Here is a 12,236-nt window from a genome sequence, read left to right as displayed (position 1 = left end):
TTGGGGTGTAAACAACAGTCAAAAACTTGAAAAGTACCGTTTGAAGATACTCGATGGCCTGTGTCTGGCCACTGTTACGGTTGAATGCAGACACGCAAGTTACGTCTGGGCACCATGCGTCCCGTGTTCAACCAATGCCCTTGAGGGGCACCTCGGCAAATGTCCTCTTCTCCCATCGTCGTTCAGCGTGATACCCGGGCCTGGCAACTGCAGGTGTGGGTGTCGTTCGGCATTGCGGTCTCGCTGTGCGCCATCGGCCTGGCATGGCTGCCCGGCGAGCAGCTGGAGCAGGCCTTCATGGTGATGGGCTATGTGTTCTGCCTCTCGGCCGCCTTCGTGCTGGCCAAGTTCGTGCGGGACAACGAGGGCGGCCGCAGCGGCGCAGGCGACACGCCCATGTGGAAGCTGGTGGTCTGGGGCGGCTTTGCCGTGTCCATGGCGCTGACCGGCTGGGGGCTGGTGAGCATGGACATCAACGTGACCTACAAGGCCTTCCTGGGCGTAAGCTGGCTCTATCTCATCACCACCGCCTTCACGCTGGCCAAGATGCTGCGTGACCGCCACGAGGCCGACCTGGCGCAGGCCCGCATGCATGGCCGCCGCGAGGCCGCGCAACCGGCCGACGCCGAGTGATGTCCACCCCTTCCCCGCATTTCCAGGAGTCCAAGCAATGATGGTCAACCAATCCGTTTTCGCGCGCCTGCCGCGTGCCCTGCTGGCCGCTGGTGCGCTGTGCGCAGCCCTGGCCATGGCGCCTGCCCATGCGCAAAGCGAGGCCTCGGTGGCGCTGTCCATGCTGCCCGTGGCCTCCGTGGTGGGCACGGCTTCGGTGGCTTCGGCGGCCGCTGGCGCCGTGGTGGCCGTGCCTGCCGCTTTGTCGGTGGGCGGCGCGGTGCTGACCGTGAAGGCAGTGCAGGCCTCGGCCACGGGCACGGTCTACCTGCTGGAGCGTGCCTCCGACGGCGCCCAGGCCAGCGTGGAAGTGGTGGGGCGGGGCGCCTCCGCCTCGGCTTACGCCGTGGGCACGGTGCTGACCTGCAGCGTGATCGGCACGGGCGTCATCATCTCGGCGGCCGGCAAGGTGCTGGCCTTCATCCCCAACGAGATGGGCAAGGCCCTGCTGCACAACGAACGCCTGTGATGCCCGCCATGAAACCGCTGCTTTCTCCTTCCCCTGCAGCCCGTGCCGCCTGCCTGGGCCTGCTGCTGGCCGCCGCGCTGGGCACGGCCCATGCAGGGCGCAGCTGCGAGGACAAGCCCCTCACGCCCCAGTCCCTGCAAAAGGGGCTGGACCTTGCCCAGCGCACCTCGCAGGCGCTGGATGCCGAGTACGCGAAGAACGGCACCCGTGTCGTGCTGCTGGCGCGCGTGGGCCAGGACCTGAGCAAGTACGACCTGCACTACTCGCACTACGGCTGGGCCTACAGGACCCCCGAAGGCCCCTGGCGCGTGGCGCACAAGCTCAACGAATGCGGCACGGCCGGCGGCCATGTCTACCGCCAGGGCCTGGGCGAGTTCTTTCTGGACGACCTGTGGCGCTACGAGGCCGGCGTTCAGGTGCCCACGCCCGCCGTGCAGCAGGCGCTGTGGACCTTTCTGACCCAGCCCCAGACCGTGCTGCGCCTGCAGCACGAGCCCTACAGCATGGTCAGCTATGCCTGGGGCCAGCGCTACCAGCAGTCCAACCAGTGGGCCACCGAAACCCTGGCCGCCGCCATGGAGCCGGCCACGGTGCAGCGGCGCCAGCAGGCCCAGGCCTGGCTGCAGTTCAAGGGCTACGAGCCGGGCGTGCTGGTCATCCGCGCGCTGTCGCGGCTGGGCGGGCGCGTGACGGCCGCCAACATCGCCTTCGACGACCATCCCAACGACAAGCGCTATGCCAGCCGCATAGAGACCGTGACCGTGGAGTCGGTGACGCAGTGGCTGCAGCGCAGCCAGCTGGCGGGTCCGGTGCGCGTGCTGCCCTGAGCCGGACCGGCTCTTCCTCCGCCTGCGGTCTTCCTCGGCCGCAGGCCACTGAAACAGGAGTTTCCCCATGAGCAAGGCCCTGCGTCTGCCCGAGAAATGGTTCCGCCGAGGCCTGTGGCTGGTGGCGGTGGTGTTCGCGTCCTTCCTCATCGGCCTGGGCGGCCTGGTGGTGGGCGACCTGCCCCAGGTCGAGTCGCCGCGCACGGTGGAGGACTTCATCGCGCCCGAGGCGGCCGAGCCCGTGAAGGCCGAGATCAAGGCCGCCGATGCCGACCACGACAAGGCGGAAACGGCGCTGGAGAACGCACGGCTCAAGTACCAGGCCGCGCAGTCGCGCTACCGCTCGGCGCGCGAGACCTTCGACAACTGGGTGGCCACGCGCCGTGCCACCGCCCGGCCCGAGCAGGACAGCGAACTGCTGTCGCGCACCCAGGCGCTCGATGCCATCAAGCAGGAAGAGAACACCGCCCGCGCCTCCGTGGAGCGGCTGCAGGATACGAGCCTGCGGGCGCGGCAGCGCCTGGACGCGGCCAACCGCCAATGGGACGATCTGCGCGACGGGGCCATGGAGGCCTGGCGCACGGAGATGCGCGCCGTCGAGCTGCGTGTCTTTCTCTACCGCCTGGCGCTGACCCTGCCGCTGCTGCTGGCGGCCGGCTGGCTGTTCGCCAAACAGCGCAAGAGCACCTGGTGGCCCTTCGTCTGGGGATTCATCTTCTTTGCGCTGTTCGCTTTCTTCGTTGAACTTGTGCCGTACCTGCCCGACTACGGCGGCTACGTGCGCTATGTGGTCGGTATCGTGGTGACGGTGCTGCTGGGGCGCGCGGCCATCCTGGGCCTGAACCGCTATCTTGAAAGGCAAAAGCAGCAGGAATCGCTGCCGGAGACGCAGCGGCGCCAGGAACTGGGCTACGACGTGGCCCTGGCCCGCCTGGCCAAGGGCGTGTGCCCGGGCTGCGAGCGCCCCGTGGATCTGAAGGACGGCGCCATCGACTTCTGTCCCCACTGCGGCATCGGCCTGTTCGACCGCTGCGGCAGCTGCAAAACCCGCAAGAGCGCCTTTGTACGCTTTTGCCACAGTTGCGGCACCCAGGCCGATGGCCACAGCAGGAAGGCGGGCGCGGTGCTGCCCCGGGCGCAGGAGCCCGGGCCGGCGCCAGGCTGAGCCGGCCTGGCCGTCAGGGGCTCCAAGCCCCTTGAAGCTGCACGGGGTTGTGGTACACCATGGCTTGCGCGCTCGGCCGGGGCGCAGATGTCTTCAGCGAGGATGCCATGTCACGCCAGCTGCCGTATCCCCCACAACACACGCCAGCGCAACCCGCCCACCCACCGGCCGGCGGGTCCGCCCATGTCCTTCCCCTTGCGGCCTGGGCCGTGGGGGCGGCCCTTCTGGCAGGTCATGTGCTGGCGGGCCCTTCTTCATGGAAAGCATGGGCGGCCTACGCCGCGCTGTCGGCATTGGCCGGCATGGCCTGGATCTGGCGCTGCCATGCAGCCGGCTTGCCGCTGACCCGGACGCTGCGCGGCCATGGCTGGATACAGGCCACGATGGCCTTGCTGCTGGCGGCATGGCAGCCGACCCTGGCCTGGGCTTGTGCCCTGCTGTGGCTGGCGGCCGTCGCCTGGCTGCCCTGGGATGGCGAGCGCGAGCAGGCGCTGCATCTGCCCACGGGCCAGGTGGTGGTGCTGTGCGCCATGCTGGCCATGCTCTGCGCCGTGGTGGTGGCCAGGCCCATGCCGCAGATGGCGCCGGGCCCGGTCGCCGTGCGCATCCTGTGGCTGGCCAGCGTGCTGCTGCCGCTGGCCGTGCATGCGCTGGCGCTGTGGCAGGCGCTGAGCCGCATGCAGCGCCAGTACACCGAGGAGCTGGCGCAGCTGTCGAGCTATTGCGGCCAACTGGCCGACGATGTGCAGCAGTTGCAAAAACGCGTGGGCTCGCTGCAATTGCCCACGGGGCGCGACACACTCACCGGCGTGGCCAATTACGCGCGATTGATGGATGTCGTCGATGGCCTGCGCGAACGCCATGCCCGCAAGCCCGAGCCGTTTTGCGTGGTGCTGCTGGAGCTGGACCCGTGGGTGGAGCGCGTGGGTGTTCACCAAACCTACAAGGGCCCCTCGCTGCAGGACCGCGTGCTGCTCATGCTCAGCGGCCTGCTGGTCACGCACCTGCGCACCGTGGACGGCATAGGCCGCTACCGCGACGACACCTTCATGCTGGTGATGCCCGATACCGCCTCGGTCCAGGCCGTCTGGGCCCTGCAGCGCGTGCGCGAGGGTGTGCGCCAGCAGCGCTGGAGCGAAACGCCCATCCCCGATCCCGACAAGGACCCGCTGACCCTGACCCTGGCCGTGGCGGAGTTCCAGGCGGGCGAGACCTCGGAGCGGCTGGTGCAGCGGGCCGAGGCAGCCCTGTTGCATGGCCGCGCCTGCGGGCGCAACCAGATCGTGGTGGCCGAGGATGTGCGGCCGCCGCGCGCGTCCTAGACGCACAGCCTGCGATAGGGCCTGTTCATCCCCTGCGGGGGAGCGCGCTCCTCGGGATTTCCCGGATGCGGTCACAATGGGCGCCCATCGGGGCCGCCGGCCCGCCGCGCTTCATTGCATGCCCGTGCTTTCCTCCATTTCCCGGAATCTTCCCGACCGCCTCCTTTGGGGGCCGAAGCCGGCGTCACCGCTGGTGGACGAGGCGCTGCACCTGGAGCGCTGGAAACGCCGCACCTGGCAGCTGCACATCTCCGTGCTGCTCAGCCATCTCTATGCGCTGCTGCTGTTCCTGGGCCATGCATGGGCCGGCTACGCGCCCTGGCCCGTGGTGCTGGGCTATGGACTGTGGGTGGCGGCCGGCATGGGCTTCATCACCTGGGCCTATGCCAGCGACTGGTGCCACAAGCTGCGCGATCCGGGCATGTTCCTCACGCACCAGCTGGTGTCCATCATCGGCGTGCTGGGCATGGTCATGGCGGCACCCGCGCTGGCGTTCCAGTCGATGGTGATGCTGATCGCCTTCAGCGCCGACGGTTTTCTCGCACGCAGCCGCACCAGCTTCTGGCTGACGTGGATAGGCACCCTCGTTGCCGTGGCCGCCATCATCTGCTGGCGGGGTCCGCTGATGCGCATGACCACGGACACGGCTGCGGGCCAGCTGCTGGCCTTCGGCGTGGTGCTGGGGGCCGTGGTGCGCTGCAGCGTGCAGGCGACCTTCTTTCGCAGCATGCAGTACCGGCTGGGCATCGCCAATGACAAGCTGGCCGCTGCGCTGGCGCAGATCGAGGCCTTGCTGCGCCATGACGACCTGACCGGCGTCAGCAATCGGCGCGGCGTGATGGAGCGACTGCACGAAGTGCGCACCGCCGCCCAGGAGCGTGGCGAGGTGCTGTGCGTGGCGTTGCTGGACATAGATCACTTCAAGCGCATCAACGACAGCTTTGGCCATGAAGGCGGCGACCGCGTGTTGCGCGCTTTCGGCGCGCTGCTGAAGTCGCAGCTGCGCAGTACAGATGGCGTGGGCCGCTATGGCGGCGAGGAATTCCTGCTGGTGTTGCCGGACACCGGCCTTGCCCAGGCCGGCGAATTGCTGGAGCGCCTGCGCCTGCGCATTGCCGAGGCTCCGTGGACGCACACCCTGGGCGATGGCGCCCGCGTCACCTGCACGCTGGGCGCGGCGCAGTACCGCACGGGCGAATCGGTGGAGGCCACCATCGCGCGCGCCGATGCGGCGCTGTACCGAGGCAAGGCCCAGGGCCGCAACTGCACGGTGCTGGAGCCGCAACAGGCCCCGCAGGCCTTGAGCGGCGCACCGGCTCCCCGGACTGATGCCGGAATGCCTGACCGCTTGTGAGTGCAGCTCACGACGAGTGACAGAAAACATCGTTATTCATGCGCACCGATCGTCCATAGCATCGGCATCCATGCTCGGAATGGACAAGGGTGCAAATATGAACCAATGGTTCGCTGAAATCGCCGGCAACGGGCCCGAGGGCGCTGGCATCGTGGTGTCTGCGCAAGGCTGGGATAGGCATCTGCAGTCCGGCCCCCGCCAGTTGCAGGCCGGCCCGCTCCGCGCCGAACTGGCCGACGGCGGCCTGCGCAATGTCCGCTATGGCGGCGTCGACATCCTGCGCTCCATGGCCTTTGTGGCGCGCGACGGACAGGGTGACCGCTGTGTGCATGGCGCGGGCGAACTGAGCCTGCGCGAGCGGGCCGGCCGCTTCGAGGCCTTCTACGAAACGGTGGTGGACTGCGAGGAGCTGAGCCTGGCCTGGCGCGTGCGCATCGTGGGTTCGGCGCGCGGACTGAGCTTCACGTGCTGGGCGCGTGCCCAGGGGGATGTCGACGGCGGCCTGCAGCGGGGCCTGCGCGCCGGGCGGGCGGGCCTGGAACTGGTGTATCCGCTCAAGGTCCTGGCTGGCCGGCCCGTGCATGTCCAGCATGTCGATGGCAGCGCCGAAACCACCGTGCTGCCCGAGCCCGATGCGCTGCAGCGCCTGTCGCAGCTGTCTGGCATCGCCCATGAGCCCGCACCGGGCCTGCAGGTGGATTGCCGCCTGGAAGGCGCCGAGTTCGAGATGCTGGGCCAGCGCTGTGGCGGCAAGGCCTTTTTCCGGCTGCAGCCGCGCGCGTTGTCTCCTTCGCCCTCCTACCCGTTGACCCGGGGCCGGACCCTGGTGCAGATGGCCGGCCTCTCGTTTGTCTCGCCCGGCGCCCTGCAGTAGCACCGCAAGCAGCGCTTGGCCGGGCCTGGCCGGGTCAGCCTGTGCCTTGCAGGCGGGCGGCCTGCACGGTGGCCTCCAGCAGCTTTCTCTCCCTTTGCAGATGGGCGGTGAACTGGGCTTGCTCCATGACCATGGGCTTGAAGCCGGCCTCGGCCAGCTTGCGCACCAGTTCCGGCTCGGCCAGCACGGCGGCGGTCTCCCGGGCCAGGCGCTCTGCAATGCGGGCATCGGTGCGGGCTGGCAGCAGCAGGCCTTGCCAGGCTTCGACATCGAACGCCTGCCAGACCGCCGTGTCCGACAGGCTGGGTGTCTGCGGCAAGGTGGCGGCCCGCTGGCGCGATGTCACCCCCAGGCCGCGCAGCTTGCCCTCGCGCACGAAGGACTGGACCAGGGCCACGGGCAGCACGGCCAGGTCGATCTGCCCGCCTGCCAGCTCGGTCAGCGCCTGCGGGCCGGATTTGTAGGGCACATGCGTCCATGACAGGCCGGCCTGCTGCTGGAGCATTTCGGCCGTCAGGTGCAGGCTGGTGCCCACGCCGTCGGTGCCCACGGTCAACCGGCCCGGTTGCTGGCGTGACAGCTGCACCAGCTCGGCCGCCGTGGCGGCCGGCAGGTCGGGGCGGCCTGCCAGCACGAAGGCCGAAGAGGCCACGGGCGCCACGGGCAGCAGCTCCCTGAGGCCGTCATAGCGAAAGCGTTCTGGCGAGACCAGCGGCGCGATCAGCACGCAGCTGGCCACGCCAAACAGCACGGTGTGCCCGTCGGGCCGGGCCTTGATGACACGCTGGGTGGCGATGGTGCCCGAGGCGCCCACCGTGTTCTCTATGACCACGGGCTGGTGCAGCCGCTCGGCCAGCCTCGGCATGACCAGGCGTGCGGCCACGTCCACGCTGCCGCCTGGCGAAAAGGGCACCACCACGGTCAGCGGCTGGCTGGGCCAGGCGTCGGCCCCAGCCGTGGAGGCGCGGGCTGCCGGCGAAAGCCAGGGCGCGCCCAGCATCCAGGCCGCCAGTTGCCTGCGGTTGAGGCTCATGCCAGCCTCCCGGCAGCGCCCAGCCAGGGCAGCTGGTCCGCGTGGTAGCGCCAGGTCTGGAACACGCTGTTGAGCCGGCCGGGGCCGGTGCGGCGCGCTGCGGCATCGGGATACTCGGCGAACCAGGGCAGGATGTATTCCCAGACCACTTCCCCCGCAGGCGTGACCTCGAAGAGCCGGCCCGTGGCCGATTCGGTGATGTGGGTGTTGCCGTTCCACAGGCGCTGGGCATTGCCCATGAAGGCGGTGTAGAAGGCGTTGACCATCTCGTCCTGGTAGCTCCAGACCACGCGGTGGTCGGCAGGATCGATCTCCACCACGCGCGAGAAGGCCACGTGGGCGCCTTCGCGGAAGTTGCCGTTGTCGAAGGCCAGGATGTGGCCGTTGTCCAGCGCCACGGGCGCATGCTGGTGCGAGACCACGGAAGGCGGAATGTGCAGCGTCACCGCGCCGCTGGCCTTGTCCACGGCGATGATGCCGGAGGTGGTGCGCAGGCTCATGAGCACGCTGCCGTCGGCCCTCACGCCCAGCCCGTTGACCAGCGGCCAGTGGTAGCGGCCAAAGCCCGGGTGGATGGGGAAGTCCTCGGGCTTCAGGTGCTCCCAGGCCTTCCACTCCCAGACCAGGCGGCCGCTGCGGTCCACTTCGCGGATCACGTCGCCGTACATCACCTCGCCGGCTCCGTGCGCGGTGCCGCCGGGCACGCGTTCGGCAAAGCCCTCGGGCACGGGCGCGCAGGCGGCGTAGAGCAGATGGCCGTTGGGCAGCCATTGCGCGTCATGGTGGTGGTCCGGGTCCTCGTGGCGCCAGACGATCTCGCCCTGCGGCGTGACCTCGTAGAAATCGCCGCCGTGCCACATGGACCACGGCGCATAGCGATCGGGCGAGCGGGGGTGGTTGCCGTTGTAGCCCAGGTTGCCGTTGGGCAGGATCACGGCGTGCCGGCCCGCGCGCACGGGCAGCTTCCATTCATGGGCCACGCGGCCTTCGATGTCCACCAGGTAGACATGGCCGTCGGCCGTCTGCGGCGCGATCAGGGTGTAGCCGCCGGCCGAGAGGGCGGGGTCGTGGGCGATGAGTCCGACGCCGCGTCGGCGCTGGGTGACTTGGTCTACGGTGCTTGCCATGGGCTGCTTTCAAAGGAGGCTGGGAATGAGCGCCACTCTAGGCAGTCGCAAGCGTCAGGAATAGCTGTTTGTTTTGGATGAGGTGTCAGATAAAAATTTACACTCCGCGCCATGCCCGCAATCTCCCAGGCCTTTCGCTGTTTTGACGAGGTGGCGCGCCGTGGCTCGGTGCGCAAGGCAGCCGTCACGCTGCACCTGACGGCTGCCGCCGTGAACCAGCAAATCCTCAATCTGGAGGCCCAGGTCGGCGTGCCGCTGTTCGACCGCCTGCCGCGCGGCATGCAGCTGACAACGGCCGGGGAGCTGATGCTGGCGGCCGTGCGGCGCAGCCAGCGTGACTTCGACAACGCGCTGGCCCAGGTGGAGGACCTGCGCGCCCTGCGCCGGGGCCATGTGCGCGTGGGCGTGTCCCATGCCACGGCCGAGTACCTGCTGCCCCTGGTGATCGCCAGCCTGCACGGGCGCTATCCGGGCATCACCTTCAGCGTGCGTTCGGGCACGGGCGAGGAGCTGCTGCGCGGCGTGGCGCAGGGCGAGATCGATGTGGCCTATTGCCTGCGCCGCCCGCCGCCGCCGGGCGTGCAGGAGGTGCGCGCCTGGCCCCAGCCGCTGGGCGCGGTGATGGCCCCCGGCCATCCGCTGGCCACCGAGCCGCGCCTGCTGCGCCTGCGCGATTGCGTGGACTATCCGCTGATCCTGATGGCGCCGGGCATGGAGTTGCGCAGCATGCTGGAGCAGATGGACAGCGCGGCCCTGCACCAGCAGCGGCCGCTGGTGGAGACCAGCTCCGTGCCCATGGTGCGGCGCCTGGTGGCCGGCAGCACGGCCCTGGGATTCCTGGTGCCCGACAACGTGGCCGAGGATGTGGCGGCCGGCCGCCTGCTCTGGCGGCCCCTGCACGATGCAGGAGCACAGCTGCCAAGCTGTCTGTACCAGCGCATCGGCTACACCAGGGCGGCCGCCATGCGCCTGTTTCTGGACGAGCTGGAGCGCGTGGCCGACGAGATGCGCGCCGGCTTCGAGACCGGCGTGTCCTGGTCGCTCAAGGATATGGCGACCTGAGCGACCCTGACCACCTGAGTGACCTGAACGATCGGCTGCGGGGCGTCAGACGCCGCGAGCGCGCTCGGCCTTGAAGCGCGCGCGCATTTCGCTGAAGTTGCCGGCCTCCAGCGCGTTGCGCACTTCCTGCATCAGGTTCAGGTAGTAGTGCAGGTTGTGGATGGTGGTGAGCATGGGGCCCAGCATCTCGCCGCAGCGGTCCAGGTGGTGCAGGTAGGCGCGCGAGAAGCCGTCGCGTCCGCCTTGCTCCCAGCTCACGCCGCTGGCGCCGGCGCAGGCGTGGCAGGTGCAGCTGGGGTCCAGCGGCTGGTGGTCGGTCTTGTGGCGTGCATTGCGGATCTTCAGGTCGCCATAGCGCGTGAAGATGGTGCCGTTGCGCGCATTGCGCGTGGGCATGACGCAGTCGAACATGTCCACGCCGTCGGCCACGCCCTGCACCAGGTCCTCGGGCGTGCCCACACCCATCAGGTAGCGCGGCTTGTGGGCCGGCAGGCGGTGGGGCGTGTGGGCCATGATGGCCAGCATCTCGTCCTTGGGCTCGCCCACCGAGACGCCGCCCACGGCGTAGCCGGGGAAGTCCATCTCGACCAGGGCCTGCAGCGATTCCTCGCGCAGGTTCTCGTACATGCCGCCCTGCACGATGCCGAACAGCGCATTGGGGTTGCCCAGGCGCTGGAATTCGTCGCTGGAGCGCTTGGCCCAGCGGCGGCTCATCTCCATGCTCTTGCGTGCCTCGGCCTCGGTGGTCTTGTGGCCGTTGGTCTCGTAGGGCGTGCATTCGTCCAGCTGCATGACGATGTCCGAGTTCAGGATCGTCTGGATCTGCATGCTGACTTCGGGCGACATGAACAGCTTGTCGCCATTGACGGGGCTGGCGAAGTGCACGCCTTCCTCGGTGATCTTGCGCATGGCGCCCAGGCTCCAGACCTGAAAGCCCCCCGAGTCGGTGAGGATGGGCTTGTCCCACTTCTCGAAGCCGTGCAGGCCGCCGAAGCTCTGCATGATGTCCAGCCCCGGGCGCATCCACAGGTGGAAGGTGTTGCCCAGGATGATCTGCGCGCCCATCTCCTGCAGGCTGCGCGGCATCACGCCCTTGACGGTGCCATAGGTGCCCACGGGCATGAAGATGGGTGTCTGCACCACGCCGTGGTTGAGCGTGAGCTGGCCGCGGCGCGCGTGGCTGGAGGGATCGGTCTTGAGCAGGTCGAATTGCAGCATAGCCCTCCATTGTCCCAGATGGCCGCATGCGCGTGTCGGACGCGCCGCGACTGTCCCCGGAGCCCGTCCGGCTTAGCCGGCCCGCGTCTACACTGGGGTGGTTGCGATTCGCCAGCTACAAAAAAGGAGGTCTGCATGCTGAAGATCATGATTGCCGTCGACGGGTCCGAGCCCTCGCTGGATGCCGTGCACCACGCCATCTCCCTGGTGCGCCAGGGCCTTCAGGCGCATTTCGTGCTGGCCCATGTGCAGCAGGAGGCCTCGCTGTTCGAGCTGGCCACGCAGGACTCGGACATGATCGCCGCCGCCAGCGTGGACGCCGGTATGCACCTGGTGGCGCCGGCCGTGGCCCTGGTGCGGGCTGCCGGCATTTCCTACGAGGTGGAGATCGGCCTGGGCGAGCCCGCCGCCGCGCTGGCCGACATTGCCGAGAGCACGGGCTGCGAGCAGATCATCATCGGCGCGCTGGGCCAGGGCGGCCTGCGGCGCGTGCTGATCGGCTCGGTCTCGCGCGAGGTGGCGCGCAACAGCCGGCTGCCGGTGACCATCGTCAAGCATGCCGAGCCGCGCGATGAAGATGAGGAGCAGGACCTGAGTCCCGAGTGAGGCCGCGCCGGGCAGGCGCGCGGGCCTTCAGGCAGCCCGCCGCTGCTGGCCCTGATGGCTCTGGTGCCGGCCTGCATGGGCGTCGTAAGCTCCGTAGGCGCCGTGGGCACCATGAGCGTGCGAATGCGCGTGGGGCTGCAGCTTGCCGTGCGGCAGGCTGGCCAGGCGCTGGAACATGCGGCGGCAATAGCCGCGTATGCCCAGGCATTTGTTGATCTCGTCCACTGGCAGAGGACCCGAGACCACGACGATGCTGTCGGCCTGGTCCCAGTCGCCGGCCGCGCGCAGGCGCCGGCGCATGCACAGCGCCCAGGCATGGATGCGCGTGGGCGAGCCATGCTCATGCACCTGGCCCGTGACCAGGTCGAAGGCAATGGCCACCAGCTCGGTCCTGAGCCGGCAGCGGCGCTCGCCCGTGATGGCACTGGGCGTCTCGCGCATGTCGTACAGGCAGTAGCTGCCGGCCTTGAGCTGGTATTGCAAATCCATGGCGGACCTCCGCGGTTC

At 68.9% G+C, this 12,236-nt stretch carries 13 protein-coding genes; 9 read left to right on the top strand and 4 right to left on the bottom strand.

Annotation, left to right across the window (positions count from 1 at the left end):
* Window positions 1-159: 159 nt before the first annotated feature.
* From ACF8ML_RS19000 to ACF8ML_RS18970, 7 genes are all read left to right on the top strand, one after another.
* Entirely contained in the window at window positions 160-633 is a 474-nt protein-coding gene (locus ACF8ML_RS19000) for a YiaA/YiaB family inner membrane protein (RefSeq protein WP_012202471.1), read from the top strand.
* Between the two features lie 37 nt (window positions 634-670).
* Window positions 671-1,141 (top strand): hypothetical protein, encoded by a 471-nt coding sequence (locus ACF8ML_RS18995; RefSeq protein WP_016454497.1) that lies wholly within the window; start codon window positions 671-673, stop codon window positions 1,139-1,141.
* 8 nt (window positions 1,142-1,149) lie between these two features.
* Window positions 1,150-1,968: a DUF2145 domain-containing protein gene (locus tag ACF8ML_RS18990; protein WP_016450358.1), complete on the top strand. Its 819-nt coding sequence runs from the start codon at window positions 1,150-1,152 to the stop codon at window positions 1,966-1,968.
* Between the two features lie 67 nt (window positions 1,969-2,035).
* On the top strand, window positions 2,036-3,133 hold the full coding sequence (locus tag ACF8ML_RS18985) for a serine endopeptidase (RefSeq protein ID WP_392407652.1): 1,098 nt from the start codon (window positions 2,036-2,038) through the stop codon (window positions 3,131-3,133).
* 302 nt (window positions 3,134-3,435) lie between these two features.
* Complete coding sequence (locus tag ACF8ML_RS18980; RefSeq protein ID WP_392407651.1) at window positions 3,436-4,455, top strand: GGDEF domain-containing protein; 1,020 nt, start codon at window positions 3,436-3,438, stop codon at window positions 4,453-4,455.
* A 193-nt stretch (window positions 4,456-4,648) separates the two neighbouring features.
* Window positions 4,649-5,809, top strand: coding sequence for a diguanylate cyclase (locus ACF8ML_RS18975; RefSeq protein WP_227740886.1), 1,161 nt, complete (start codon window positions 4,649-4,651; stop codon window positions 5,807-5,809).
* A gap of 97 nt (window positions 5,810-5,906) precedes the next feature.
* The gene (locus ACF8ML_RS18970) at window positions 5,907-6,683 is read left to right on the top strand and encodes a hypothetical protein (RefSeq protein WP_017406527.1); all 777 of its coding nucleotides are present in this window, start codon (window positions 5,907-5,909) and stop codon (window positions 6,681-6,683) included.
* A gap of 34 nt (window positions 6,684-6,717) precedes the next feature.
* Here the strand turns inward: ACF8ML_RS18970 and ACF8ML_RS18965 are convergent, their stop codons facing one another.
* Both ACF8ML_RS18965 and ACF8ML_RS18960 read right to left on the bottom strand, forming a co-directional pair.
* Complete coding sequence (locus ACF8ML_RS18965; protein ID WP_016454503.1) at window positions 6,718-7,716, bottom strand: tripartite tricarboxylate transporter substrate binding protein; 999 nt, start codon at window positions 7,714-7,716, stop codon at window positions 6,718-6,720.
* Window positions 7,713-8,843: an aryl-sulfate sulfotransferase gene (locus tag ACF8ML_RS18960; protein WP_392407649.1), complete on the bottom strand. Its 1,131-nt coding sequence runs from the start codon at window positions 8,841-8,843 to the stop codon at window positions 7,713-7,715. The genes ACF8ML_RS18965 and ACF8ML_RS18960 overlap by 4 nt, the downstream gene beginning before the upstream one ends.
* 111 nt (window positions 8,844-8,954) lie before the next feature.
* Here ACF8ML_RS18960 and ACF8ML_RS18955 point away from each other — a divergent pair, with 111 nt between their 5' ends.
* Window positions 8,955-9,905, top strand: coding sequence for a LysR family transcriptional regulator (locus ACF8ML_RS18955; protein ID WP_392407648.1), 951 nt, complete (start codon window positions 8,955-8,957; stop codon window positions 9,903-9,905).
* A gap of 45 nt (window positions 9,906-9,950) precedes the next feature.
* Here ACF8ML_RS18955 and tgt read toward each other — a convergent pair whose 3' ends face one another.
* Complete coding sequence (gene tgt / locus ACF8ML_RS18950) at window positions 9,951-11,123, bottom strand: tRNA guanosine(34) transglycosylase Tgt (protein ID WP_046988757.1); 1,173 nt, start codon at window positions 11,121-11,123, stop codon at window positions 9,951-9,953.
* A gap of 135 nt (window positions 11,124-11,258) precedes the next feature.
* On the opposite strand from tgt, the gene ACF8ML_RS18945 reads away from it, so the two are divergent.
* Window positions 11,259-11,729 (top strand): universal stress protein, encoded by a 471-nt coding sequence (locus ACF8ML_RS18945; RefSeq protein ID WP_016450367.1) that lies wholly within the window; start codon window positions 11,259-11,261, stop codon window positions 11,727-11,729.
* Between the two features lie 27 nt (window positions 11,730-11,756).
* On the opposite strand, the gene ACF8ML_RS18940 is transcribed toward ACF8ML_RS18945, so the two are convergent.
* Window positions 11,757-12,218: a hypothetical protein gene (locus ACF8ML_RS18940; protein ID WP_392407647.1), complete on the bottom strand. Its 462-nt coding sequence runs from the start codon at window positions 12,216-12,218 to the stop codon at window positions 11,757-11,759.
* Window positions 12,219-12,236: the final 18 nt, after the last annotated feature.

It is taken from the genome of Delftia sp. WSY_10, assembly GCF_043104705.1.
Taxonomy (GTDB): domain Bacteria; phylum Pseudomonadota; class Gammaproteobacteria; order Burkholderiales; family Burkholderiaceae_C; genus Comamonas; species Comamonas tsuruhatensis.
Note: the sequence above shows the minus strand (reverse complement) of the source record. Positions and strands in the feature narration are given on the sequence as shown.